The organism is Pseudomonas sp. (assembly GCF_049653025.1).
Lineage (GTDB): Bacteria > Pseudomonadota > Gammaproteobacteria > Pseudomonadales > Pseudomonadaceae > Aquipseudomonas.
Window position 1 is genome coordinate 494,672 of record NZ_JBASFM010000006.1, and the last position, 24,855, is coordinate 519,526.

Genomic DNA, 24,855 nt, shown 5'->3' on the forward strand with positions numbered 1-24,855 from the left:
CAGCGGTTACAGTCGACTCAAGTCGTTCACCAGGGCTAACAGCATCACCCCGATCACCAAACTGATACCGATCTGCATCCCCCAACCCTGTATCCGTTCCGACAGCGGACGACCACGCACCCACTCGACCAGATAAAAAAGCAGATGCCCCCCATCCAGCACTGGAATGGGCAACAGATTAAGAACCCCCAGGCTAATGCTCAGGTAGGCGAGAAATTTCAGGAAATCACTCAAACCCGACTCAGCAGAAGCGCCCGCCACTTTAGCAATGGTTATCGGCCCGCTCAAGTTTTTTACCGAGAGCTCGCCAAACAGCATTTTCTTCAATGAACTAAGGGTCAGAACGCTCATCGTCCAGGTATTTCTGGCTCCTTCGACGACGGCATCCACAGGGCCAAACCTGACTTCGCGCAACATTTCTGCCGGCCACTCACCACCCGCTACACCGGCCCCCAGATAACCACTCTGCGCCTTGTCGTCACCACGCGCCGCCAGTGTCAGCGCCACATCCCGCTGCTGGCCCTGGCGCTCAACCAACAAGCTGATGCTTTTGCCTGGCAAGCTGCGAACCCGATCAACCAGTTGCTGCCAGTCGGCAAGGGGCCGCCCATCAAGCGCAAGCAGACGATCACCAAGTTGCAGGCCTGCCGTAAAAGCAGGCCCCTCAGGATCAAGTTGCGCCAGAACCGGCTCAATAGCCGGACGCCAAGGGCGAATACCCAACGAAGCGATAGGGTCCGGCTCATCGACGCCACGCAGCCAGTTATCCAGGGCAATCTGCCGCGCACTATCCGCCGTCGCGCCTTGTTCGCGCACACTCAAGTCCAGAGTGCCGCTTTCACCCAGACGCCGTACCAACTGCAGATTGACCGCAGCCCAGCCGCTAGTCGGCTCGCCATTAACCGCAACGATCTCCTGGCCAACCTGCAAACCGGCCTGCGCCGCCAGGCTACCCGCCTCGACCGCACCGATAACCGGACGCACCTGCTGGCTACCCAGCATGGCAACCACCCAGAAAAACACTAGCGCGAGCAGAAAGTTGGCCACCGGGCCCGCCGCCACGATGGCAATGCGCTGCCTTACCGTCTTGCGATTGAATGACTGATCGAGCAGCTCCGGCGGCACATCGCCCTCACGCTCATCGAGCATTTTCACGTAGCCACCCAACGGGATAGCGGCAATCACGAACTCGGTACCCTGGCGATCATGCCAGCGCAGCAGCGGACTGCCGAAGCCGACGGAAAAGCGCAGCACCTTGACCCCGCAGCGACGCGCGACCCAGAAATGCCCGAGCTCATGGAACGTCACCAGCACTCCCAGCGCAATCAGGGTGCCCAGCAGCATATACAGACCACTCATCACACTTCTCCGCGGCGGCTTAGCCATTGCTCAGCCAGGCCACGCGCCCGACTATCCGCCGCCAGCACCGTGTCCAGGCTTGCCACAGGCTGAGCGGACTCAGCCTGCAGAACGTCTTCGATAATACCCGCGATCTGCGGAAAGCGGATGCGTCGATCCAGGAAGGCGGCCACCGCCACCTCATTGGCCGCATTGAGCATCGTTGGCGCGGTACCGCCCGCCTCTGCGGCCTGTCGCGCCAAGCGTAAGCACGGGAAGCGCTGCTCGTCGGGGGCCTGAAAATCCAGGCGGGCAATTGCAAACAGATCCAGCGGCGCAACCCCGGAATCGATACGCTCAGGCCAGGCCAGGGCATGGCTGATCGGCGTTCGCATATCCGGATTACCCAGCTGAGCGAGCACCGAGCCATCGACATAGTCGACCAGCGAATGAATCACGCTCTGCGGGTGCACCACCACTTCGACCTGCGCAGGCTTGGCATCGAACAGCCAGCAGGCCTCGATCAGCTCCAGGCCCTTATTCATCATGCTGGCCGAATCCACCGAGATCTTGCGCCCCATCGACCAGTTGGGATGGGCGCACGCCTGCTCGGGAGTGACTGCCCGCAGCTGATCCAACGGCATTTCGCGGAAGGGACCACCGGAAGCGGTCAGCAGAATGCGCCGCACCCCGACCTGCTGCAGGCCGCGTGCATAGTCGCCGGGCAGGCATTGAAAAATCGCATTGTGTTCGCTGTCGATCGGCAGCAGCACAGCGCCGCTTTTGCGCACCGCCTGCATAAACAGTGCGCCCGACATCACCAGGGCTTCTTTATTGGCCAGCAGGACCTTCTTACCCGCCTCCACCGCCGCCAGGGTTGGTGGCAAACCAGCCGCACCGACAATCGCCGCCATCACCGCATCCACCTCGGGATGCGCCGCCACCTGGCACAACCCATCCTGACCATGCAGCACCTGGGTCGACAGCCCAGCAGCGCGCAAGCCGCTTTGCAGATGCTGCGCAGCCGCCGCATCCGGCACCACCGCAAAGCGCGGACGGTAGATCATGCACAGGGCTTCCAGCTCAGTCAGACGACTGAAGCCAGAAAGGGCAAACACCTGATAACGCTCAGGATGCCGAGCAATTACATCGAGGGTGCTCAGGCCAATCGAGCCAGTGGCACCCAGCACTGTAATCTGTTGCAGCTGGCTCACAATGCGCCCCAGCCCGCCAGCCAGAGCAACGCGGCGAACACCGGAATAGCGGCCGTCAGGCTGTCGATACGATCCAGCACGCCGCCATGACCCGGCAACAGGTTGCTGCTGTCCTTGATTCCGGACTGGCGCTTGAACATGCTCTCAGTCAGATCACCGACCACCGAAATCAGCACCACCACTGCTGTGCCGAGCAAGGCCAGCAGCGCGCTGGCGAACGACCATTCGCGGTAAATCGCCACGCCCATGCAGATCAGCAGCGTTGCCAGCAAACCGCCGAACACACCTTCCCAGCTCTTGCCTGGACTGACTTGCGGGGCCAGTTTGCGTTTGCCGAAGCGCCGACCGGCGAAATAAGCGCCGATATCCGCGCCCCACACCAGCACCATCACCGCGAGGATCAGCCAATTGGCCTCAGGCCACTGCTTGAACAGCACCAATCCCTGCCAGGCGGGCAGCAGAATCAGCAAACCAATTAGCAACCTAACGGGAGCCTGCACCCAATAGCGGCTGCTGGCGGGATAACCCAACACCAGAAAGGTGGCCACAGCCCACCAGATAACGCCGCACAACAGCACCCAAGGAGCCAGTGCCGGCAGCAGGTAGAGGCCGAGCAGCAGCGCAGCGACTGACGCGGCATAGGCCACACGCTGGACTTGCGCGCCGAAACCGGCCAAGCGCGCCCACTCCCAGGCACCCAGACTGACTACCGCGCCAATAAACAGCGCGAACCAACCACCATTGAGGAGAAAGAAACCACCCAGGGCGAACGGCAACAGCACCAGCGCCGTGATAATCCGTTGTTTCAGCATCAGCTGCGGGCCTCAGCAGTCACCTGGTCGCTGGTTTTCCCAAAGCGACGCTGGCGGCTAGCAAAATCGGCCAAGGCTTTGCGCATGGCGTCGTGTTTGAAATCCGGCCAAAACAGGTCGGAGAAATACAGCTCGGTGTAGGCCAGCTGCCAGAGCAGGAAGTTGCTGATGCGATGCTCGCCACCGGTGCGGATGCACAAGTCAGGCAACGGCAAATCACCGGTAACCAGGCAGCTTTGCAGCAATTCAGGGGTTATATCTTCGGCCCGCAAGTGACCGCCCTGAACTTCGCGCGCCAAGCGCTGCGCAGCCTGGGCGATGTCCCACTGACCGCCATAGTTGGCCGCCACCTGCAGAACAAAACGCTTATCGCCGGCAGTTTGCGCTTCAGCCTCACGCATCGCCGCCTGCAACTCAGGGTGAAAGCGCGAGCGGTCACCGATAATACGCAGGCTGATGTCATTGGCGTCGAGCTTCTTCGCTTCGCGGCGCAGCGCACCGAGAAACAGCTCCATCAGTGCACTGACCTCCTCGGCCGGTCGCTGCCAGTTTTCACTGGAGAAGGCGAACAGCGTCAGCACCTCAACGCCGGCCTCAGCGCACACTTCGATCACCGCGCGCACCGCATCGACACCGGCTTTATGCCCGGCAACGCCAGGCAGCAGACGCTTCTTCGCCCAGCGATTATTACCGTCCATGATGATCGCCACATGCCGTGGCACGGCGGACGGACTACCGTCTTTGGTCTTTTCCATGACGATATCCAGCCGTTAAACGGCCATCAGATCCGCTTCTTTCTGCTTCACCGCCACTTCGATTTCAGCCACGAACTTGTCGGTGAGCTTCTGCACGTCATCGGCAGCACGGCGCTCTTCGTCTTCGCTGATTTCCTTTTCCTTGACCAGGTCTTTCAGCTGGCTCAAGGCATCGCGACGAATATTGCGCACCGCCACACGGCCATCTTCGGCGGCATCACGCGCCTGCTTGGTGAAGCCCTTGCGGGTTTCCTCGGTCAGCGCCGGCATGGAGATCAGCAGCAACTCACCCAGGTTGGTCGGGTTGAAGCCTAGGCCGGAGCTCTGAATCGCCTTGTCGACAGCGCCCAGCATGTTGCGCTCGAAGGCCACAACCTGCAGGGTGCGCGAATCCTTGACGGTCACGTTGGCGACCTGATTCAGCGGGGTATCCGAGCCGTAGTAAGGCACCATCACACCACCCAGAATGCTCGGGTGAGCCTGGCCGGTACGGATCCGGCTGAACGCGTTGAGCAGCGATTCCAGGCTTTTCTGCATGCGCTCTTGGGCGTCTTTCTTGATCTCATTGATCATTGCTTGTCTTCCTCGATCAGAGTGCCTTCAGCGCCACCCACTACAATATTCAGCAGGGCACCGGGCTTGTTCATATTGAAAACCCGCAGCGGCATATTATGGTCGCGGCACAGGCAGATGGCCGTCAGATCCATTACGCCCAGCTTGCGGTCGAGCACCTCATCGTACGTCAGGCGATCGAACTTCTCGGCATGCGGGTCCTTGAAAGGATCGGCAGTGTACACACCATCGACCTTGGTCGCTTTCAACACCACGTCGGCATCGATTTCGATGGCGCGCAGGCAAGCAGCCGAGTCGGTGGTAAAGAACGGATTGCCAGTGCCAGCAGCGAAAATCACCACCTCACCGGTTTTCAGATGACGCAGCGCCTTGCGCCGGTCGTAGTGGTCAGTCACGCCGACCATGGAAATCGCCGACATGACGATCGCCGGGATATTCGAACGCTCCAGCGCGTCGCGCATGGCCAAGGCGTTCATCACGGTCGCCAGCATGCCCATATGGTCGCCGGTTACCCGATCCATACCCGCCGCGCTCAGCGCCGCGCCACGGAACAGGTTGCCACCACCGATAACCAAACCAACCTGTACGCCGATACCGACCAATTGGCCGACTTCCAGCGCCATGCGATCGAGCACCTTGGGGTCGATGCCGAAATCTTCCGACCCCATCAGGGCCTCGCCGCTAAGTTTGAGCAGAATGCGCTTGTAGCGCGGTTGACGACCACTCATCTGCTGAGCCATTGCGAGTCTCTCCTGCGGCGTTTGAATTCTGTGCAAACCTTCGGTTCGCTTTTATCGAGCGCTTTGACAGCGCCCCGAGTCATTGGTGCCAAAGCGCCAATCACTCCACAGCTTAGCTGCCCCCTCAATTTGACAAAGAGGCCGCGCGCGTTAGCGGGCAGCCTCTTCGGGGCAACAGCGGTTAGCCGTCTTACTGCTTGCTGGCAGCAGCTACTTGCGCAGCAACTTCTTCAGCAAAGTTGTCGACCGGCTTCTCGATGCCTTCGCCAACCTTGAAGTAGGTGAAGGAAACGATTTCAGCACCGGCTTTCTTGGCCAGAGCACCGACCTTGATTTCCGGATCCTTAACGAAGGCTTGCTCAACCAGACTGGCTTCAGCGAGGAACTTCTGGATACGACCAGCAACCATCTTCTCGACGATTTCAGCCGGCTTGCCCTTGATTTTGTCTTCGTTGAGGCTGATGAACACGGCTTTCTCGCGCTCGATGGCTTCAGCGGAAACTTCCGAAGGCAGCAGGAACTCAGGGTTGCTTGCCGCTACGTGCATGGCGATGTCTTTGGCCAGGTCGACGGTGCCGCCCTTGAGCACAACCACAACACCAATCTTGTTGCCGTGCAGGTAAGCACCCAGAACGTCACCTTCAATACGCGCCAGACGACGGATATTGACGTTCTCGCCGCACTTGGCAACCAGAGCCAGACGGGCTTCTTCTTGAGCAGCGATCAGCGGCTCAACTGCAGACAGTTTGTCAGCAAAGGCTTTCTCGACACTGGCAGCCACGAAGTTCTTGAAATCGTCCTGCAGAGCCAGGAAGTCGGTCTGCGAGTTAACTTCGAGAATAACGGCAGTCTTGCCATCTTCCTTGATGCTGATGGCGCCTTCGGCAGCCACGTTGCCAGCTTTCTTGGCAGCTTTGATCGCGCCGGAAGCACGCATGTCGTCGATGGCTTTTTCGATGTCGCCGCCAGCCTTGGTCAAGGCTTTCTTGCAATCCATCATGCCTTCGCCAGTACGCTCACGCAGTTCTTTAACCAACGCTGCAGTAATTTCTGCCATTTCAAAATCCTCTGGATAGGTTGTTAACCATTCCACCCGCCAAAAACGGGCGCTCAATTCGTAACGCATTGCCGACAATGACCAGAAACAATTGCAACTGCACGTCGGCGATGGTTTTCAAGGTGGCAAAAAGGGGGCCAAGCCCCCTTTTTGCGAACTAAGCAAACGCTATGCGCGTTTTACTTAGCCTTCAGCAGCTTCTGCAGCCGGGGCTTGCTCGACGAATTCGTCGGTGCCGCCGTTAGCGTTGGTGCGACCACGGATTACCGAGTCAGCCATTGCACCCATGTACAGCTGGATGGCGCGGATGGCGTCATCGTTACCTGGGATGATGTAGTCAACGCCTTCCGGGCTGCTGTTGGTATCGACGATGCCGATAACTGGGATGCCCAGCTTGTTGGCTTCGGTGATAGCAATGCGCTCGTGGTCAACGTCGATCACGAACAGAGCGTCTGGCAGACCGCCCATGTCCTTGATACCACCCAGGCTGCGATCCAGTTTTTCCAGATCACGGGTGCGCATCAGGGCTTCTTTCTTGGTCAGCTTGGTGAAAGTGCCGTCCTGGGACTGAACTTCCAGATCACGCAGACGCTTGATCGAGGCGCGGATGGTTTTGTAGTTGGTCAGCATGCCGCCCAACCAGCGATGATCGACGTACGGCGAACCGCAACGTGCTGCTTCTTCAGCAACGATCTTGCCAGCGGAACGCTTGGTGCCTACGAACAGAATCTTGTTTTTGCCCGAAGCCAGTTTCTCAACGAAGGACAGCGCTTCGTTGAACATTGGCAGGGTTTTTTCAAGGTTGATGATGTGGATCTTGTTGCGCGCGCCGAAAATGTACTTGCCCATTTTCGGGTTCCAGTAACGGGTCTGGTGGCCGAAGTGCACACCGGCCTTCAGCATATCGCGCATATTGACTTGGGACATGATAGTTCCTTGATAAGTCGGGTTAGGCCTCCACGTATCCCGATCTCCAACCCCGCGAACTTGCCGCAAGGCACCCAGGAAACCGTGTCGATACGTGTGTGGGTTTAAGCTTTCGGGCACACAGCCCGTAAAGCGGCGCGTTTTATACCATAAAAGATGGACACAGGCTACACGCATCCACAGTAAACAAAGCCCAGATAGCAGCGCGTTTTAACGTCACGCTTATGGCATGCGGCGTGTAGCTGTTAAGATGACGCCCTTTCTGTTCGCGTTCGAGAGCCGCACATGACCGTCACCATCAAAACGCCCGATGAAATCGAGAAAATGCGCGTAGCCGGTCGCCTGGCCGCCGAAGTTCTGGAAATGATTGGCGAGCACGTCAAGCCTGGTGTCACCACCGAAGAACTCGACCGCATCTGCCATGACTATATTGTCAACGTGCAGCAGGCCATCCCTGCGCCGCTCAACTATAAAGGCTTCCCCAAGTCGATCTGCACCTCGGTCAATCACGTGGTCTGCCACGGCATCCCGAATGACAAGCCGCTGAAAGAAGGTGACGTGATCAACATCGACATCACCGTGATCAAAGACGGCTACCACGGCGATACCAGCAAGATGTTTATGGTCGGCAAGGTCCCGGAATGGGCCGAGCGCCTGGCCAAGATCACCCAGGAGTGCATGTATAAAGGCATCGAGCTGGTCAAGCCGGGCACGCGCCTGGGCGATATCGGCGAAGTGATCCAGAAGCATGCCGAGAAGAACGGCTTTTCCGTAGTCCGCGAATACTGCGGCCACGGCATTGGTGCAGTGTTCCATGAAGAGCCGCAAGTGCTGCACTACGGCCGTGCCGGCACCGGCATGGAGCTGAAAGAAGGCATGACCTTCACCATCGAGCCGATGATCAACCAGGGCCGCCCGGAAACCCGCACCCTGGGTGACGGCTGGACCGCAATCACCAAGGACCGCAAGCTCTCGGCCCAGTGGGAACACACCATTCTGGTGACCGCTGACGGCTACGAGATCTTCACCCTGCGCAATGACGACACCATTGCCCGTACGTCGGCCTAACCTGCACGCCGCGTCTGCTTTATAGATAGAAGGAAGTCCGCCATGCCGCAGGTAGATCCCGAGCTGTTCGACCGCGGCCAGTTCCAGGCGGAACTGGCCCTCAAGGCCAGCCCTATCGCTGCCTTCAAGAAGGCCATCCGCCACGCCCGTGAGGTGCTCGACGGGCGCTTCAAGAGCGGCCGCGATGTACGCCGCCTGGTCGAGGATCGCGCCTGGTTTGTCGACCAGATCCTGCGTGAAGCCTGGGAACGCCTGTCCTGGAGTGAAGATGCGGATATTGCCCTGCTGGCGGTCGGCGGTTACGGCCGCGGCGAACTGCACCCCTTCTCGGATATCGACCTGCTGATCCTGCTGGACAACGCCGACCACGAGACCTTCCGCGAACCGATCGAACGCTTCCTCACCCTGCTGTGGGACATCGGCCTGGAAGTCGGGCAGAGCGTGCGCTCGGTGGATGAATGCGCCGAAGAAGCCCGCGCCGACCTCACTGTGGTCACCAACCTGATGGAAAGCCGCACCATCGCTGGCCCCGAGCGCCTGCGCATACGCATGCAGGACGTCACCAGCAGCGCGCAGATGTGGCCGAGCAAGCACTTCTTCCTGGCCAAGCACGAAGAACAACGGGCGCGGCACGCCAAGTACAACGACACCGAGTACAACCTGGAGCCCAACGTCAAAGGCTCGCCCGGCGGCCTGCGCGATATCCAGACCATCCTCTGGGTCGCGCGCCGGCATTTCGGCACGTTGAACCTGCACGCCATGGTCGGCCAGGGCTTTTTGCTGGAAAGCGAATACGCCCTGCTCGCCTCCAGCCAGGAATTCCTCTGGAAGGTGCGCTACGCCCTGCACATGCTCGCTGGTCGCGCCGAAGACCGTCTGCTGTTCGACCATCAGAGCAATGTCGCCACCCTGCTTGGCTTCGAGGACAGCGACAGCAAGCGCGGCATAGAACGTTTTATGCAGAAGTACTACCGCGTGGTGATGGCGATTGCCGAACTTAGCGACCTGATCGTCCAGCACTTCGAGGAGCAGATCCTGCGTGCCGGCGAAATCGGCCAGGCCAGCCCGCTGAACAGCCGTTTCCTGCTGCGTGACGGCTATATCGAAGTCGCGCACCCCAACGTGTTCAAGCGCACCCCGTTTGCCATCATGGAAATCTTCGTGCTGATGGCCCAGCACCCGGAGATCAAAGGCGTGTGCGCCAACAGCATTCGCCTGCTGCGCGAGCACCGCCATCTGATCGACGACGAATTCCGCCGCGATATCCGCAACACCAGCCTGTTTATCGAGCTGTTCAAGAGCCCGCAAGGCATCCACCGTAACCTGCGGCGGATGAACCGCTACGGCATTCTCGGCCTGTACCTGCCCGAGTTCGGCCATATCGTTGGGCAGATGCAGCACGACCTGTTCCACATTTACACGGTCGACGCGCACACCCTAAACCTGATCAAGCACCTGCGTAAGTTCAAGTGGACCGAGCTGGCGGAAAAATTCCCGCTGGCCAGCAAGCTGATCGACAAGCTGCCCAAGCCCGAGCTGATCTATATGGCCGGGCTCTACCACGACATCGGCAAGGGCCGTGGCGGCGACCATTCGGAGCTCGGCGCGGTGGATGCCGAAGCCTTCTGCGTGCGCCATCAGCTGCCCAACTGGGACTCCAAGCTGATTGTCTGGCTGGTGCAGCATCACCTGGTGATGTCCACCACTGCGCAGCGCAAGGACTTGTCCGACCCCCAGGTGATCTTCGACTTCGCCCGCCTAGTCGGCGACCAGACGCGCCTGGACTACCTCTACGTGCTGACCGTGGCCGACATCAACGCCACCAACCCGAGCCTGTGGAACTCCTGGCGCGCCAGCCTGCTGCGCCAGCTCTACACCGAGACCAAGCGCGCCCTGCGCCGCGGCCTGGAAAACCCGCTGGACCGTGAAGAGCAGATTCGCCTGACGCAGATCTCCGCCCTGGACATCCTGGTGCGCGGCGGCACCGACCCGGACGACGCCGAACAGCTCTGGTCGCAACTGGGTGACGACTACTTCCTGCGCCACAGCGCCGGCGATGTGGCCTGGCACAGCGAGGCGATCCTGCAGCACCCGCACAACGGCGACCCGCTGGTGCTGATCAAGGAAACCACCCAACGCGAATTCGAGGGCGGCACGCAGATCTTTATCTACGCCCAGGATCAGCACGACTTCTTCGCCGTGACCGTGGCGGCCATGGCCCAGCTCAACCTGAACATCCATGACGCGCGGATTCTCACCTCCACCAGCCAGTTCACCCTCGACACCTACATCGTGCTCGAAGGTGAAGGCGGCTCGATCGGCGATAACCCGGCGCGGATCAAGCAGATTCGCCAGGGCCTGATCGACGCACTGAAGAACCCGGACGATTACCCGAATATCATCCAACGCCGCGTACCGCGCCAGCTCAAGCACTTCGCCTTCGCGCCGCAGGTGACCATCCACAACGATGCGCATCGGCCGGTGACCATCCTCGAAGTCACCGCGCCCGACCGTCCGGGCCTACTGGCGCGGATCGGGCGGATATTCCTCGACTTCGACCTGTCGCTGCAGAACGCCAAGATCGCCACCCTGGGCGAGCGGGTCGAAGACGTGTTCTTCGTCACCGACGCGCACAACCAGCCGCTGTCTGACCCCGAACTGTGCACGCGCCTGCAGGAAACCATGGTCGCGCAACTCTCCGACGCCAATGGCCAGACCATCGAGCCAAGCCGCATCACGATTTAAACCACTCGCTCCGCCTTAAGCGGCCCGGCACCGAGGTGCGGCCGCTAAGTAGTCATCAGGAATGAACAATGAACGACGCGTTAAACCAGTTGCAGCCCTACCCCTTTGAAAAGCTCCGCGCCCTGCTGGGCAGCGTGCAGGCTCCAACAGACAAGGCCCCGATTGCCCTGTCGATTGGCGAGCCCAAGCACCGCTCGCCGGCTTTTGTCGCCGAAGCCTTGAGCACCAACCTGGAACAACTGGCGGTCTACCCGACCACCCTGGGCATCCCGGCGCTGCGCGAGGCGATTGCCAACTGGTGCAGCCGTCGTTTCAACCTGCCGGCCGGTGTGCTTGATCCGGCGCGCCATGTACTGCCGGTCAACGGCACGCGCGAGGCGCTGTTCGCTTTTACTCAGGCGGTGGTGCAGCGCAGCGCGCCCGGGCAGGAACCTGGTCTGGTGGTCAGCCCCAATCCGTTCTATCAGATCTACGAAGGCGCGGCCCTGCTCGCCGGCGCGCAGCCGCACTATTTGCCGTGCCTAGAAGAGCATGGTTTCAACCCGGACTTCGATGCGGTCAGCGATGCCGTCTGGCAGCGCTGTCAGGTTCTGTTTCTCTGCTCGCCAGGCAACCCGACCGGCGCGCTGATACCGCTGCCGACGCTGAAGAAGCTGATCGCCCTGGCCGATAAATTCGACTTCGTGATCGCCGCCGACGAGTGCTACAGCGAGCTGTATTTCGATGAAGGCCACCCGCCAGCCGGACTGCTGACCGCCTGCGCCGAACTGGGCCGAGATGATTTCAAACGCTGCGTGGTGTTCCACAGCCTGTCCAAGCGCTCCAACCTGCCAGGCCTGCGTTCGGGCTTCGTGGCCGGCGACGCCGACATAATGAAATCATTCCTGCTGTACCGTACCTACCACGGCTGCGCCATGCCGGTGCAAACCCAGCTGGCCAGCGTGGCCGCCTGGAGCGACGAAGCCCACGTCAAAGCCAACCGCGACCTGTACCGCGAGAAGTTCGACGCAGTGCTGCGGGTTCTCGAGGGTGTGCTGGATGTGCAGCGCCCGGACGGCGGCTTCTACCTGTGGGCCCGAACGCCGATTGATGATGAACGCTTTACCCGCGAACTGTTCGCCCGCGAACACGTGACCGTAGTGCCTGGCTCGTACCTGTCGCGCGAAGTGGACGGCAACAACCCAGGTGCCGGGCGTATCCGCATGGCCCTGGTTGCGCCACTGGCCGAATGCGTTGCTGCGGCCGAGCGGATTCGCGCCTTTGTGCAGAGCCAACCCGCATGAACACGAAATTATTTGGCATAAAAGCCTGCGACACGATGAAAAAAGCCCGCACCTGGCTCGACGAGCACGGGGTAAGCTACGACTTTCATGATTACAAAGCCTGCGGCATAGACCGTGGCAACCTGGAAAAGTGGTGCAACGAGCATGGTTGGGAAACAATCCTGAACCGCGCAGGCACCACCTTCCGCAAGCTGGACGAGGCGCAGAAAAGCGACCTCGATCAGCACAAGGCGATCGAACTGATGCTCGCCCAACCGTCGATGATCAAACGCCCGGTGCTGGATCTCGGCAACAAGACCCTGGTTGGCTTCAAGCCCGAGCGCTATGCCGCTGAACTGGCCTGAACCATCCGTATCCATTGAATTCGTGTTAAGGAAAGCAAGATGACCACTACCCTTTTCAGCCTGGCCTTCGGCGTCGGCACCCAGAACCGCCAGAACACCTGGTTGGAAGTCTTCTACGCCCAGCCCATGCTCAACCCGGCCAGCGAGCTGGTTGCCAAAGTCGTGGAAACCCTCGGCTATCAGGGCGGCAACCAGGCCATTGCCATCAGCAACAGCCAGGCCGGCGATCTGGCCGAAGCGCTGAAAAATATCGATGCCACCCAATCTGCCCTGCTGACTCGCCTGGCCGAAAGCCAGAAGCCGCTGGTGGCGACCCTGCTCGCTGAAGACACCGCGCTGACCAGCACTCCTGAGGCCTACCTCAAGCTGCACCTGCTGTCGCATCGCCTGGTCAAGCCACATGGCCTGAACCTCACTGGCATCTTCCCGCTGCTGCCGAACGTGGCCTGGACCAGCCAGGGCGCAGTCGACCTCAGCGAACTGGCTGCACGTCAGCTGGAAGCGCGCCTGAAAGGCGACCTGCTGGAAGTGTTCTCGGTCGACAAGTTCCCGAAAATGACTGACTACGTGGTCCCCGCCGGCGTGCGTATCGCCGACAGCGCGCGGATCCGCCTGGGTGCCTACGTGGGCGAAGGCACCACCGTGATGCACGAAGGCTTCGTCAACTTCAACGCCGGTACCGCCGGCCCTGGCATGATCGAAGGCCGCGTCTCCGCTGGCGTATTCGTCGGCAAGGGCTCGGACCTGGGCGGCGGTTGCTCGACCATGGGCACCCTGTCCGGTGGCGGCAATATCGTGATCTCGGTCGGCGAAGGCTGCCTGATCGGTGCCAACGCCGGTATCGGCATTCCGTTGGGCGACCGCAACACAGTGGAATCCGGCCTGTACATCACCGCCGGCACCAAGGTGGCACTGCTGGATGCCGACAACAAGCTGGTCAAGGTGCTCAAGGCCCGTGATCTGGCTGGCCAGCCAGATCTGTTGTTCCGCCGCAACTCGCAAACCGGTGCCGTGGAGTGCAAAACCCACAAGTCGGCGATTGAACTCAACGAAGCCCTGCACGCGCACAATTGACCCTGGCGACAAACTGCAAGCCGACCGCTTGCAGTTTTGTAGGATGGGTTGAGCATCGCGATACCCATCACGCTCATTATGGGTATCGCTGCGCTCAACCCATCCTACGGTCTCGATTGCCTGCCCATGCCTATCCATTCCCCCTGGCGCGCTGACTTCCCTGGCATTCTGGCCCTCGCGGCCGAAGGCCAGACCTACCTGGACAGCGCCGCCACCGCGCAGAAACCCCAGGCCATGCTCGATGCCCTGCTCGGCTATTACGCCGGCGGCGCAGCCAATGTGCACCGCGCGCAGCACCTGCCGGGCGAGCGTGCCACCCGCGCGTTCGAAGCCACCCGGGCCAGCCTCGCGGCCTGGCTGAATGCCGCCGAACCCAGCCAGATCATCTTTACCCGCGGGGCCACCGAGGCCTTCAATCTGCTCGCCTATGGCCTGGAACACTGCTTCCAGGCTGGCGACGAGATTGTTATCAGCGCCCTGGAACACCACGCCAACCTGCTGCCCTGGCAGCAACTGGCGCTGCGCCGCCAACTCAAGCTGGTGGTGCTGCCGCTGGACAACAGCGGGCTGATCGACCTGGAGCATGCCGCACAACTGATCGGCCCGCGCTGCAAGTTGCTGACACTGAGCCAACTGTCGAACGTGCTGGGCGGCTGGCAACCCTTGTCGCCGCTGCTCGCCCTGGCCAAGGCGCAGGGTGCGCTGACTGTGGTCGATGGCGCACAAGGTGTGGTGCACGGCCGGCATGACGTGCAGACGTTGGGCTGCGACTTCTATATCGGTTCCAGCCACAAGCTCTACGGCCCGGATGGCGTCGGCCTGCTGTACGGCCGCACGGCGGCCTTGCAGCAGCTTGCGCATTGGCAATTTGGCGGCGAAATGCTGCTGCAGACCAGCTACCACAGCGCTCGTTTTCGCGATGCGCCGCTGGGCTTCGAAGCCGGCACCCCGCCGATTGCCTCGGTGATTGCCTTGGGCGCGAGCCTGGCTTACCTGGCCGGACTCGATGCCGACGCCGTCGCCACCCACGAAGCCCGCCTGCACGCACAACTGCTCAGCGGCCTGCAGCAGCGCCAGGGCGTACGCCTGCTCGGCGCGCCGCAGGTGGCGCTGGCCAGTTTTGTCGTGGACGGTGTGCATAACGCCGACCTCGCCCACCTGCTGACCGAGCAAGGCATTGCCGTACGCGCCGGCCATCACTGCGCCATGCCGCTGCTGCAAAGCCTCGGCCTGAGCGGGGCGATTCGGGTATCACTGGGGCTGTATAACGACTCGAGCGACCTTGAACGCTTCTTCACCGCCCTCGACCAAGCCCTGGAGCTGCTGCGATGAGCCTGCCCGCCAGCGCCGAGCACGCCTTGGCTGCATTCAGCCAGTGCGCCAGCTGGGAGCAGCGCGCCCGCCTGCTGTTGCAATGGGGCGAACAACTTGCACCCTTGAGCGACGCCGAGCGCTGTGACGCCAACCGCGTAGACGGTTGCGAGAGTCAGGTGTGGCTGGTGGCAGAGCACGACGGCCAGCACTGGCAGTTTCGCGCCAGTAGCGAGGCGCGCCTGCTGCGTGGCCTGCTGGCTGTGCTGTTGGCGCGGGTCAACGACCTGTCGGTAGATGAGTTGGCGCAACTCGATTTGCCGGGCTGGTTTACTCAGCTCGGCCTCGGCCGGCAACTGTCGCCATCACGCAGCAATGGCTTGCAGGCGGTGTTGAGCCGTATGCAGCAATTGCGTCAGGGCGCGCTCAACCACTGATCCGGATTGCCGGAATACAGCGCCTGCTGCAAGCGTTCCAGCTCGCCATCGGCGGCAAAGCGCTGCAAACCCGCGTTGAACACCGCGCGTAACTGAGTGGCTCGCGCGTCGTCCTTGCGAAACAACAGGTGCAGCGGTTCGGTATTCAATACACGCGGATGATGGGTGATTACCGCTCGCGCCTCGGGGGAGAACGTCCGCCGTAGCATGGCGTAGCCCACCGCCCGGTCCTGCGGATGAAAATCCACCCGGCCCAGCTCAAGTAGACGGAAACCGGTGTCTTCCTTGCCACTCTTCTGCACACTCAACACGCCAGATTGCTGCGCCGCATCGAACTCTGGGCCGTAGGAGTAGCCCAGGGTGGTGGCGATGCTGAATGACTTGAGGTCCTCGATGCGCGCCCAATCCAGCTTCTGATCACTGCGCTGGAACAGCACGATCTCACCCTTGACCACCGGCTCGCTGCACACCCCCACGCGCTGTCGCGCAGTCGTGCAGGTATAGGGCATTACAGCATCCAGACTGCCCTGTTCGAGCATCAGCAGGTTGCGATCCCAGGGGTAGTAAACGAACTCGACCTGATAGCCAGCGGCGTTGAAGATCGACTTCACCAACCGCGACAAGGCACCGCCATCCGCACGTTGCTGGTCGACATAAGGCACCCAGTCACCGGTGCCGATGCGCACTACCGGCTCAGCGACCACCTGCAAACAGGTCAATAGCACCGCAAGCGGCAACAGGGGGCGTAACAGGGTTTTCAACACGGGACGCAGCAGGGACAGCACAACACACCTCAATCACACTCAACCAGCACATCCCTGCTGCACAGCGACCGGAACGGTCATTTCTAGAGATTAGCCAAAGTTGACGGCGCTGCATCGCTGCCGCGCTCGGCAGGCCGACGGGTGCCAGCCACCAGTTTGTCGACGATCCGGGCCGCAGCCACCATGCCAAAGGTCGCGGTTACCATCATCACCGCGCCGAAACCGCCGGCGCAGTCGAGCTTGACCCCTTCGCCGACAAAACCCTTGTACTGACAAATCGTGCCGTCCGGCTTGGGATAGCGCAGCTGCTCGGTAGAAAACACGCAGGGCACGCTGTAGTTACGCCCCGGCGTGCGCGAGAAGCCATAGTCGCGACGCAAGGTCGAGCGCACCTTGGACGCCAGCGGATCGTTCCAGGCTTTGTTGAGGTCGCCAACCTGGATCTGCGTCGGGTCGATCTGCCCGCCCGCGCCGCCGGTGGTGATCACCTGAATCTTGCGGCGTTTGCACCAGGAAATCAGTGCGGCCTTGGCGTTGACGCTGTCGATGCAGTCAATTACCGCGTCGAACTGCTCGGTGATGTACTCCGCCATGGTCTCGCGGGTGACAAAATCGGTCACCGCATGCACCACGCAAGCCGGGTTGATGCCGCGAATGCGCGCCGCCATCACCTCAACCTTGGGCTGGCCGACCGTGCTGTCCAGCGCATGCAGCTGGCGGTTGCTGTTGCTGACGCAGATATCATCGAGGTCGAACAGGGAGATTTCGCCCACCCCGGAACGCGCTAGCGCCTCGGCCGCCCAGGAGCCGACGCCGCCGAGGCCGACCACCGCCACATGCGCAGCCGCCAGCCGTTCGGCCCCGACGCGGCCATATAAACGGGCGATTCCGGCAAAGCGTTGTTCATCGACAGGCATTTCGTCTCCTTGCGGCCCGGTAACGCGGGCGGCGCGCATTATAGGAAGCCCCGCCCCCCGACCCAAGCCCTGTCTTGCCGCCATGGTGCAGCAACCGATGAACAGCAGCCGCACGACCCGCCAGGCGGAACCTCGAAGCCCTCGCAGCATCACATCTACCAGCCCCTGGCCAGGCTATACAGCCCTGTGGCGGCGGCGTAGCATGCGCCACCCGACGCTCGTCGCTCTTCTTTGCCCTATTGCTGGACCTGCTCACTATGCCTTCGCGTAAGTTTGGACTGAACCTGGTCATATTCCTGGCGATTGCCGCCCTGTTTACCGGTATCTGGGCGCTGTACAACCGCCCGGTAAGTGCGCCGGAGTGGCCGGAACAGATTTCCGGTTTCTCCTACTCGCCATTCCGCGCCGGGCAGAACCCGCAGCAGAATATCTACCCGAGCGATGCGCAAATGCGCGCCGACCTCGAGCTGCTGAGCAAGCAAACCGACAGCATCCGCACCTATTCGGTGGACGGTGCCCTGGCCAATATCCCGCGTATCGCCGAAGAATTCGGCCTGCGCGTGACCCTGGGCATCTGGATCAGCCTGGATCTGGAGCGCAACGAGCGCGAGATCGCCAAGGCCATCGAAATCGCCAACAGCTCGCGCAGCGTGGTACGGGTCGCAGTCGGTAACGAAGCCTTGTTCCGCAGCGAAGTGACGCCCGAGAACCTGATTGCCTATATCGACCGCGTGCGTGCAGCAGTAAAAGTGCCGGTGACCACGTCCGAGCAGTGGCACATCTGGCAGGAATACCCGGAGCTGGCCAAACACACCGACCTGGTCGCCGCCCACGTGCTGCCGTACTGGGAATTCGTGCCGATGGAGGACTCCACCGAGTTCGTCCTGGAGCGCGCCAAGGACCTGAAGAAACTCTTCCCGAAAAAACCGCTGCTGCTCTCGGAAGTCGGCTGGCCGAGCAACGGCCGCATGCGTGGCGGCGCCGACGCGTCGCAGGCGGACCAGGCCATCTACTTGCGCACCCTGGTCAATGCGCTGAATGCCAAGGGCTACAACTACTTCGTCATCGAAGCCTTCGACCAGCCGTGGAAGGCCAGCGATGAAGGCTCGGTGGGCGCGTACTGGGGCGTGTACAACCTCGACCGCCAAGCCAAGTTCGCCTTCGAAGGCCCGGTGGTGGCCATTCCGCAGTGGCGCTTGCTGGCCATCGGTTCGGTGGTGCTGGCCCTGCTCAGCCTGGCACTGATGCTGATCGACGGCAGCGCCCTGCGCCAGCGCGGGCGCACCTTCCTCACCGTGGTCGCCTTCGCCGGCGGCTCCGCCCTGGTGTGGATCGGTTACGACTACAGCCAGCAATACAGCACCTGGTTCAGCACCCTGGTCGGCCTGCTACTCGGTATCGGCGCATTCGGCGTATTTATCGTGCTGCTCACCGAGGCCCATGAACTGGCCGAAACCGCCTGGACCCGCACCCGCCGCCGACCGTTCCTGCCGGTGCTGACCGACAGCGCCTACCGGCCCAAGGTGTCGATCCATGTGCCCTGCTACAACGAGCCGCCGGAGATGGTCAAACAGACCCTCGACGCCCTGGCCGCGCTGGATTACCCGGATTACGAAGTCCTGATCATCGACAACAACACCAAGGACCCGGCGGTGTGGGAACCGGTAGAGGCCTACTGCAAGGTGCTGGGGCCGCGCTTCCGCTTCTTCCACGTATCACCGATTGCCGGCTTCAAGGGCGGCGCGCTGAACTACATCCTGCCGCACACCGCACCAGACGCCGAAGTGGTGGCCGTCATCGACGCCGACTACTGCGTCGACAAGAACTGGCTCAAGCACATGGTGCCGCACTTCAGTGATCCGCAGATCGCCGTGGTGCAGTCGCCACAGGACTACCGCGACGGCAACGAAAACATCTTCAAGAAGCTCTGCTATGCCGAGTACAAGGGTTTCTTCCATATCGGCATGGTCACCCGTAACGACCGCAACGCGATCATCCAGCACGGCACCATGACCATGATCCGCCGCACCGTGATGGACGAGCTGAAATGGGCCGACTGGACCATCTGCGAAGACGCCGAGTTGGGCCTGCGTGTGTTCAAGCAGGGCTATGCGGCCGCCTACGCGCACCAGAGCTTCGGCCAGGGGCTGATGCCGGACACCTTTATCGACTACAAGAAGCAGCGTTTCCGCTGGGCCTACGGCGCGATCCAGATCATGAAGGGCCATGCGCGCAGCCTGTTCCTCGGCAAGGATTCCGCACTCAAGCACGGCCAGCGCTATCACTTTATTGCCGGCTGGCTGCCGTGGATCGCCGACGGCCTGAACATCTTCTTCACCGCCGGTGCCCTGCTCTGGTCGGCGGCGATGATCATCGTGCCGACCCGGGTCGACCCACCGCTGCTGATCTTCGCCATCCCGCCGCTGGCACTGTTCTTCTTCAAGTTCGGCAAGATCATGTTCCTCTACCGCAAGGCCGTAGGCGTCGACCTGGTGCGCTCGTTCCAGGCCGCAGTGGCGGGCCTGGCGCTGTCGCACACGATTGCCAAGGCGGTGCTCTACGGTGCCTTCACCGAGACCATCCCGTTCTTCCGCACGCCGAAGATGGCCTCCAACCACGGCTTTATGGTCGCATTGGCCGAGGCCCGCGAAGAGGTGTTTATCATGCTGCTGCTGTGGGGTTCGGCGGTGGGTATCGGCGTCGTTCAGGGCTTCCCCAGTGCCGACGTGAAGTTCTGGGTGGCCATGCTGCTGGTGCAGTCGCTGCCGTACCTGGCGGCGCTGATCATGGCCCTGCTGTCGTCGCTGCCCAAGCCAGCGCAAACCACCGAGAACGAGGCTGAAGCCACGGCCTGAGTGAGCATCTGCCTGTCGAAACGGCGGCCTCGGGCCGCCGTTTTGCTTTAAGATGTGCGCCTTTTCCGCGCCCTGAGTGTTTTCCGGAGTCGACCCATGCCCGCCCTCACCCCTACCCTCACGCCTACCCTAGAGCTGGCCTGCGAGCTGATCCGCCGCCCGTCCGTCACGCCACTCGACGAAGGCTGTCAGGAGCTGATGATGCGCCGTCTGGCTGCCGCCGGCTTCGCTCTGGAGCCGATGCGGATCGAGGAAGTCGACAACTTCTGGGCCAGTCATGGCCAGGGCGATGGCCCAGTGCTGTGCTTCGCCGGGCATACCGATGTGGTGCCGACCGGGCCGCTGCAATCCTGGCAGCACCAGCCGTTCGATGCGCTGATCGACGAGACGGGCATGCTCTGCGGGCGGGGGGCAGCGGATATGAAGGGCAGCCTGGCGTCGATGATCATCGCGGTGGAGCGCTTTGTCGCCGACTACCCGGATCACCAGGGGCGTATCGCCTTTCTGATCACCAGCGACGAGGAAGGCCCGGCCCACCACGGCACCAAGGCCGTGGTCGAGCGCCTGCGCGAGCGCGGCGAGCGGATGGACTGGTGCATCGTCGGCGAACCGTCGAGCACCACCCTGGTCGGTGACGTGGTCAAGAATGGTCGCCGCGGCTCACTCGGCTGCACCCTCACGGTGTACGGCAAGCAAGGCCACGTGGCCTACCCGCACCTGGCCAAGAACCCCATCCACCTGGCCGCCCTGGCCCTGGCTGAACTGACCGCCGAGCACTGGGATGACGGCAACGCCTTCTTCCCGCCGACCAGTTTCCAGGTGTCCAACCTCAACTCCGGCACCGGCGCGACCAACGTGATCCCCGGCGAACTGAAGGCGGTATTCAACTTCCGCTTCTCCACCGAATCCACTGTCGAAGGCCTGCAGCAGCGCGTGCGTACCATCCTCGACAAGCATGGCCTGGACTACCACCTGGACTGGGCGCTGTCCGGCCTGCCCTTCCTCACCGAACCCGGCGCATTACTGGATGCCGTGGCCAGCAGCATCAACAGCGTCACCGGCCGCGCCACCCAGCTATCGACCTCCGGCGGCACCTCGGACGGGCGCTTTATCGCCACCCTCGGCACTCAGGTGGTCGAGCTCGGTCCGGTCAACGCCACCATCCACCAGATCGACGAGCGCGTGCTGGCTGCGGACCTCGATGTGCTGACCGAAATCTATTATCGAACCCTGGTCAATCTACTCGCATGAAAATCCATGAACATGCCTGCTATGCACCCCGATAGCTGCGTTGGGCGGTACTCGCTCCTCGCCTATCTATTCGATATGTCTCGTCGCTGCGTTCCGTCCGCCTTGCTCTCGGGGCGCTCGCGACGGCCTGTTAATGGATTTTTCGCATGCTGACCTGCCCGATCTGCCAGCAGGCGCTGAGCCTGGTCGACAATGGCGTGGCCTGTCCGGCCAACCACCGTTTCGACCGCGCACGCCAGGGCTATCTGAATCTGCTGCCAGTGCAGCACAAGAACAGCCGCGACCCCGGCGATAACGTCGCCATGGTCGAAGCCCGCCGGCGCTTTCTCGATGGTGGCCACTACGCACCACTGGCGCGCCGTCTGGCCGAACTGGCCGCCGAGCGCGCCCCGCAGTGCTGGCTGGATATCGGCTGTGGCGAGGGTTATTACACCGCGCAGATCGCCGATCGGCTGCCGCAAGCCGATGGTTATGCCCTGGATATCTCCCGCGAGGCGGTCAAGCGCGCCTGCAAACGCTCACCGCAGCTGACCTGGTTGGTGGCGAGCATGGCGCGCGTGCCGCTGAGTGACGCCAGCTGCCAGCTGCTGGCCAGCGTATTCAGCCCGTTGGACTGGCAGGAGGCCAAGCGCCTGCTCGCCCCCGGCGGCGGCTTGCTGCGCATGGGGCCGACCAACGACCACCTGATGGAACTGCGGCAGAAGCTGTATGACGAGGTGCGCGACTATGATGAGCAGAAGCATCTGGAGCTGATCCCCGAGGGCATGCGCCTGGTGCACAGCGAAACCCTGACGTTCAATTTGCAACTGGACAGCAGCCAGGCGCGCGCCGACCTGCTGGCCATGACCCCACACGGCTGGCGTGCCAGCGCCGAACGCCGCGCTGCGGTCATCGCCGAACCCTGTGAAGTGACTGTTGCCATCCGCTACGACTGGATCGAGAGAATATGACCATGCGCCAACCGGATATCGAGATTTACCTGAAAGACGCCGACCACACCGCCATCGGCGAGTGGCTGAACACGGCACTGGGCAGCTGCACGCCCTGGCAGCAAAAGGGCCAGACCTACAAATGCACGGCCGGCAACGTGCCGGTGACCTGGCTGCCCAAGGCTGTCGGCAAATGGAATAGCCTGTTTCTGGAAAGCGCCGCCACGCCCTGGGACGACGACCTGGCCTGCGCCCAGGCGGCCTTCGCCGCCCTGAATGTCGAAGTACGCTGCGCCCCCGGCGGCTGGCAGGAAGAGGAAAGCGATGAGCAGGCCGACCGCTGGATGCGCATCAGCGCCGACGGGGTAGAAGAAATCACCTGGCGCACCGCTTAACCGACCGCTGAAAACTACTGCTCTCGGCTATTCAGCGTTGGCAGCAGCCTCACAGCCGAAGGCTGAACGTGCTTTAGCACGACCCCAAAGGGGTGAGCGCAGCGAATCAAATGCTCATGTACAGACGTACACTCCGCTTTTTCGGCTACTTCCGCCTTGCCTAGCCATCGCTCGCTACGTTTTCAACGACCGGTTTGACGAGCACAAAAAACCCCGCCTAGGCGGGGTTTTGTTTAACCGGGCGCTTACTTCTTGCCCAGTTTCTTCAGCTCTTCGTCACGCAGTTCGCGGCGCAGGATCTTGCCGACGTTGGTGGTCGGCAGTACATCGCGGAACTCCACGGCCTTGGGCACCTTGTAGCCGGTAACATTGGCGCGCATGTGCTCCATGACTTGCTCTTTGGTCAGGGTTTCACCCGGCTTGACCACCACGAAGATCTTGATCGCTTCACCGGACTTCTCGTCCGGCACACCGATGGCCGCGCACTGCAGCACGCCCGGCAGGGTGGCCAGCACGTCTTCCAGCTCGTTCGGGTAGACGTTGAAGCCGGACACCAGAATCATGTCCTTCTTGCGGTCGACGATGCGCATAAAGCCGTCTTCCTGGATCACCGCGATGTCGCCAGTCTTCAACCAGCCCTCTGCGTCGAGGATTTCGTCAGTGGCTTCCTGGCGCTGCCAGTAGCCCTTCATCACCTGCGGCCCCTTGACGCACAGCTCGCCAATCGAACCCAGCGGCTGCTCGACGCCTTCGTCGTCGATTACCTTGCACAGGGTCGACGGCAGCGGAATGCCGATGGTGCCGATCTGGATATTGCTGAACGGGTTGACCGACGCGACCGGGCTGGTCTCGGTCATGCCGAAACCTTCGCAGATCGGGCAGCCGGTCACCTGTTTCCAGCGCTCGGCCGTGGCCAGTTGCAGGGCCATGCCGCCGGAGAAGGTGGCTTTCAGGGTGGAGAAGTCCAGCTTGCGGAATTCCTCGTTGTTGCAGAGGGCCACGAACAGGGTGTTGAGGCCGACAAAACCGGTGAACTTGTACTTGGCCAGGTCCTTGGTCATGGCAGGCAGATCACGCGGGTTGGTGATCAGCACGTTGTGCCCACCAATCAGCATCATCGCCATGCAATGGAAGGTGAACGCGTAGATGTGATACAGCGGCAGCGGTGCGATCAGCACTTCGTTGCCTTCGCTCATTTCCGAGCCCATCAGCGCCTTGACCTGCAGCATGTTGGCGATCAGGTTGCGGTGAGTCAGCATCGCGCCCTTGGCCACGCCGGTGGTGCCGCCGGTGTATTGCAGCACGGCGATTTCGGCATTGCTCGGTGCAGCGTCCTTGACGGCATGACCACGACCCTTGGCCATCGCGGTGCACAGCGAGACAGACTGCGGCAGGTTGTAGGCCGGCACCATCTTCTTCACGTGCTTGACCACGGTGTTGACCAGCAGGCGCTTGAGCGGCGAGAGCATGTCACCGACTTCGGTGATGATCACGGTCTTGATGCCGGTCTTGGGCAGCACTTGCTCAGCCAGGTGGGCCATGTTGGCCAGGCTGACCAGGGCCTTGGCACCGGAATCGTTGAATTGGTGTTCCATTTCCCGCGCGGTGTACAGCGGGTTGGTGTTGACTACGACCAGGCCAGCACGCAGTGCGCCGAATACCACGACCGGGTATTGCAGGACGTTGGGCAGTTGTACCGCGATGCGGTCACCGGGTTGCAGGTCGGTGTGTTGCTGCAGGTAGGCGGCAAAAATACCGGAAAGCTCATACAGCTCGGCATAGCTAATGGTTTTACCCATATTGCTGAAAGCGGGCTTGTTGGCGAAGCGTTGGCAGGACTCTTTCAGTACCGCCTGGATATTCGGGTACTGGTCAGGATTGATTTCGGCAGCAATCCCAACGGGATACTTATCCTTCCAAAAGTTTTCGTTCATGGAAGCCCACTCCTCAGCAACAGCTTGATCTTCACCGCGCGTAGACGGTTGTTTATTGTAGATTTGCGTGTTTTCTGCGACTTGAACGGCAAAAAAATTGCCGGGAGCAATTTTTGACGTCGCACAGCGACG

Annotated in this window: 22 protein-coding genes; 11 read left to right on the top strand and 11 right to left on the bottom strand. The window is 61.6% G+C overall.

All coding sequences use genetic code 11. The features are described 5' to 3' along the window. Positions 1 to 6 precede the first annotated feature (6 nt). The 8 genes from rseP to rpsB all read right to left on the bottom strand — a co-directional run bounded on the left by rseP (position 7) and on the right by rpsB (position 7,416). Complete coding sequence (gene rseP, locus WBK23_RS05370) at positions 7 to 1,359, bottom strand: sigma E protease regulator RseP (RefSeq protein WP_424482937.1); 1,353 nt, start codon at positions 1,357 to 1,359, stop codon at positions 7 to 9. After that, positions 1,359 to 2,552 (bottom strand): 1-deoxy-D-xylulose-5-phosphate reductoisomerase, encoded by a 1,194-nt coding sequence (ispC, locus tag WBK23_RS05375; RefSeq protein ID WP_424482938.1) that lies wholly within the window; start codon positions 2,550 to 2,552, stop codon positions 1,359 to 1,361. Before ispC ends, rseP begins: the two co-directional genes overlap by 1 nt. Next, complete coding sequence (locus tag WBK23_RS05380; protein WP_424482939.1) at positions 2,549 to 3,364, bottom strand: phosphatidate cytidylyltransferase; 816 nt, start codon at positions 3,362 to 3,364, stop codon at positions 2,549 to 2,551. Before WBK23_RS05380 ends, ispC begins: the two co-directional genes overlap by 4 nt. Continuing rightward, positions 3,364 to 4,119 (bottom strand): polyprenyl diphosphate synthase, encoded by a 756-nt coding sequence (gene uppS, locus WBK23_RS05385; RefSeq protein ID WP_424482940.1) that lies wholly within the window; start codon positions 4,117 to 4,119, stop codon positions 3,364 to 3,366. The genes WBK23_RS05380 and uppS overlap by 1 nt, the downstream gene beginning before the upstream one ends. 15 nt (positions 4,120 to 4,134) lie before the next feature. After that, positions 4,135 to 4,692 (bottom strand): ribosome recycling factor, encoded by a 558-nt coding sequence (frr, locus tag WBK23_RS05390; protein ID WP_136662670.1) that lies wholly within the window; start codon positions 4,690 to 4,692, stop codon positions 4,135 to 4,137. Then, entirely contained in the window at positions 4,689 to 5,432 is a 744-nt protein-coding gene (gene pyrH / locus WBK23_RS05395) for a UMP kinase (RefSeq protein ID WP_424482941.1), read from the bottom strand. Before pyrH ends, frr begins: the two co-directional genes overlap by 4 nt. Positions 5,433 to 5,622: 190 nt before the next feature. Beyond that, the gene (tsf, locus tag WBK23_RS05400) at positions 5,623 to 6,489 is read right to left on the bottom strand and encodes a translation elongation factor Ts (protein ID WP_424482942.1); all 867 of its coding nucleotides are present in this window, start codon (positions 6,487 to 6,489) and stop codon (positions 5,623 to 5,625) included. 183 nt (positions 6,490 to 6,672) lie between these two features. Then, positions 6,673 to 7,416, bottom strand: a complete 744-nt coding sequence (rpsB, locus tag WBK23_RS05405; RefSeq protein WP_275961183.1) for a 30S ribosomal protein S2 — start codon at positions 7,414 to 7,416, stop codon at positions 6,673 to 6,675. A 285-nt stretch (positions 7,417 to 7,701) separates the two neighbouring features. On the opposite strand from rpsB, the gene map reads away from it, so the two are divergent. The 7 genes from map to WBK23_RS05440 all read left to right on the top strand — a co-directional run bounded on the left by map (position 7,702) and on the right by WBK23_RS05440 (position 15,678). Beyond that, positions 7,702 to 8,484 carry a type I methionyl aminopeptidase gene (map, locus tag WBK23_RS05410; RefSeq protein ID WP_424482943.1) on the top strand — a complete coding sequence of 261 codons (783 nt, stop codon included), beginning with the start codon at positions 7,702 to 7,704 and terminating at the stop codon, positions 8,482 to 8,484. A 42-nt stretch (positions 8,485 to 8,526) separates the two neighbouring features. Next, positions 8,527 to 11,229, top strand: a complete 2,703-nt coding sequence (locus tag WBK23_RS05415; RefSeq protein ID WP_424482944.1) for a [protein-PII] uridylyltransferase — start codon at positions 8,527 to 8,529, stop codon at positions 11,227 to 11,229. A gap of 68 nt (positions 11,230 to 11,297) precedes the next feature. Further along, the gene (gene dapC / locus WBK23_RS05420; RefSeq protein WP_424482945.1) at positions 11,298 to 12,512 is read left to right on the top strand and encodes a succinyldiaminopimelate transaminase; all 1,215 of its coding nucleotides are present in this window, start codon (positions 11,298 to 11,300) and stop codon (positions 12,510 to 12,512) included. Further along, positions 12,509 to 12,856 (top strand): ArsC family reductase, encoded by a 348-nt coding sequence (locus WBK23_RS05425; RefSeq protein WP_424482946.1) that lies wholly within the window; start codon positions 12,509 to 12,511, stop codon positions 12,854 to 12,856. Before dapC ends, WBK23_RS05425 begins: the two co-directional genes overlap by 4 nt. 39 nt (positions 12,857 to 12,895) lie before the next feature. Then, positions 12,896 to 13,930 carry a 2,3,4,5-tetrahydropyridine-2,6-dicarboxylate N-succinyltransferase gene (gene dapD / locus WBK23_RS05430; RefSeq protein WP_424482947.1) on the top strand — a complete coding sequence of 345 codons (1,035 nt, stop codon included), beginning with the start codon at positions 12,896 to 12,898 and terminating at the stop codon, positions 13,928 to 13,930. A 126-nt stretch (positions 13,931 to 14,056) separates the two neighbouring features. Then, complete coding sequence (locus WBK23_RS05435) at positions 14,057 to 15,262, top strand: aminotransferase class V-fold PLP-dependent enzyme (RefSeq protein WP_424482948.1); 1,206 nt, start codon at positions 14,057 to 14,059, stop codon at positions 15,260 to 15,262. Next, positions 15,259 to 15,678 carry a SufE family protein gene (locus tag WBK23_RS05440; RefSeq protein ID WP_424482949.1) on the top strand — a complete coding sequence of 140 codons (420 nt, stop codon included), beginning with the start codon at positions 15,259 to 15,261 and terminating at the stop codon, positions 15,676 to 15,678. Before WBK23_RS05435 ends, WBK23_RS05440 begins: the two co-directional genes overlap by 4 nt. Here the strand turns inward: WBK23_RS05440 and WBK23_RS05445 are convergent. Next, positions 15,657 to 16,463, bottom strand: a complete 807-nt coding sequence (locus WBK23_RS05445; RefSeq protein WP_424482950.1) for a substrate-binding periplasmic protein — start codon at positions 16,461 to 16,463, stop codon at positions 15,657 to 15,659. The genes WBK23_RS05440 and WBK23_RS05445 overlap by 22 nt on opposite strands. Before the next feature lie 62 nt (positions 16,464 to 16,525). Continuing rightward, complete coding sequence (gene tcdA, locus WBK23_RS05450) at positions 16,526 to 17,359, bottom strand: tRNA cyclic N6-threonylcarbamoyladenosine(37) synthase TcdA (RefSeq protein ID WP_424482951.1); 834 nt, start codon at positions 17,357 to 17,359, stop codon at positions 16,526 to 16,528. 257 nt (positions 17,360 to 17,616) lie between these two features. On the opposite strand from tcdA, the gene WBK23_RS05455 reads away from it, so the two are divergent. The 4 genes from WBK23_RS05455 to WBK23_RS05470 all read left to right on the top strand — a co-directional run bounded on the left by WBK23_RS05455 (position 17,617) and on the right by WBK23_RS05470 (position 22,789). After that, positions 17,617 to 20,214 (top strand): glycosyltransferase, encoded by a 2,598-nt coding sequence (locus tag WBK23_RS05455; RefSeq protein ID WP_424482952.1) that lies wholly within the window; start codon positions 17,617 to 17,619, stop codon positions 20,212 to 20,214. Between the two features lie 96 nt (positions 20,215 to 20,310). Then, complete coding sequence (gene dapE, locus WBK23_RS05460) at positions 20,311 to 21,465, top strand: succinyl-diaminopimelate desuccinylase (protein WP_424482953.1); 1,155 nt, start codon at positions 20,311 to 20,313, stop codon at positions 21,463 to 21,465. 146 nt (positions 21,466 to 21,611) lie between these two features. Next, on the top strand, positions 21,612 to 22,415 hold the full coding sequence (locus WBK23_RS05465) for a putative RNA methyltransferase (protein WP_424482954.1): 804 nt from the start codon (positions 21,612 to 21,614) through the stop codon (positions 22,413 to 22,415). A 2-nt stretch (positions 22,416 to 22,417) separates the two neighbouring features. Continuing rightward, on the top strand, positions 22,418 to 22,789 hold the full coding sequence (locus WBK23_RS05470) for a hypothetical protein (RefSeq protein ID WP_424483294.1): 372 nt from the start codon (positions 22,418 to 22,420) through the stop codon (positions 22,787 to 22,789). Between the two features lie 245 nt (positions 22,790 to 23,034). Here WBK23_RS05470 and fadD1 read toward each other — a convergent pair whose 3' ends face one another. Next, entirely contained in the window at positions 23,035 to 24,723 is a 1,689-nt protein-coding gene (fadD1, locus tag WBK23_RS05475) for a long-chain-fatty-acid--CoA ligase FadD1 (protein ID WP_424482955.1), read from the bottom strand. Between the last annotated feature and the right edge of the window lie 132 nt (positions 24,724 to 24,855).

Coding starts and splice junctions, on each gene's coding strand:
- rseP (WP_424482937.1), bottom strand. CDS start 1,359: ATGAGTGGTCTGTATATGCTGCTGGGCACCCTGATTGCGCTGGGAGTG.
- WBK23_RS05380 (WP_424482939.1), bottom strand. CDS start 3,364: ATGCTGAAACAACGGATTATCACGGCGCTGGTGCTGTTGCCGTTCGCC.
- uppS (WP_424482940.1), bottom strand. CDS start 4,119: ATGGAAAAGACCAAAGACGGTAGTCCGTCCGCCGTGCCACGGCATGTG.
- frr (WP_136662670.1), bottom strand. CDS start 4,692: ATGATCAATGAGATCAAGAAAGACGCCCAAGAGCGCATGCAGAAAAGC.
- pyrH (WP_424482941.1), bottom strand. CDS start 5,432: ATGGCTCAGCAGATGAGTGGTCGTCAACCGCGCTACAAGCGCATTCTG.
- tsf (WP_424482942.1), bottom strand. CDS start 6,489: ATGGCAGAAATTACTGCAGCGTTGGTTAAAGAACTGCGTGAGCGTACT.
- rpsB (WP_275961183.1), bottom strand. CDS start 7,416: ATGTCCCAAGTCAATATGCGCGATATGCTGAAGGCCGGTGTGCACTTC.
- map (WP_424482943.1), top strand. CDS start 7,702: ATGACCGTCACCATCAAAACGCCCGATGAAATCGAGAAAATGCGCGTA.
- WBK23_RS05415 (WP_424482944.1), top strand. CDS start 8,527: ATGCCGCAGGTAGATCCCGAGCTGTTCGACCGCGGCCAGTTCCAGGCG.
- dapC (WP_424482945.1), top strand. CDS start 11,298: ATGAACGACGCGTTAAACCAGTTGCAGCCCTACCCCTTTGAAAAGCTC.
- WBK23_RS05425 (WP_424482946.1), top strand. CDS start 12,509: ATGAACACGAAATTATTTGGCATAAAAGCCTGCGACACGATGAAAAAA.
- dapD (WP_424482947.1), top strand. CDS start 12,896: ATGACCACTACCCTTTTCAGCCTGGCCTTCGGCGTCGGCACCCAGAAC.
- WBK23_RS05435 (WP_424482948.1), top strand. CDS start 14,057: ATGCCTATCCATTCCCCCTGGCGCGCTGACTTCCCTGGCATTCTGGCC.
- WBK23_RS05440 (WP_424482949.1), top strand. CDS start 15,259: ATGAGCCTGCCCGCCAGCGCCGAGCACGCCTTGGCTGCATTCAGCCAG.
- tcdA (WP_424482951.1), bottom strand. CDS start 17,359: ATGCCTGTCGATGAACAACGCTTTGCCGGAATCGCCCGTTTATATGGC.
- WBK23_RS05455 (WP_424482952.1), top strand. CDS start 17,617: ATGCCTTCGCGTAAGTTTGGACTGAACCTGGTCATATTCCTGGCGATT.
- dapE (WP_424482953.1), top strand. CDS start 20,311: ATGCCCGCCCTCACCCCTACCCTCACGCCTACCCTAGAGCTGGCCTGC.
- WBK23_RS05465 (WP_424482954.1), top strand. CDS start 21,612: ATGCTGACCTGCCCGATCTGCCAGCAGGCGCTGAGCCTGGTCGACAAT.
- WBK23_RS05470 (WP_424483294.1), top strand. CDS start 22,418: ATGCGCCAACCGGATATCGAGATTTACCTGAAAGACGCCGACCACACC.
- fadD1 (WP_424482955.1), bottom strand. CDS start 24,723: ATGAACGAAAACTTTTGGAAGGATAAGTATCCCGTTGGGATTGCTGCC.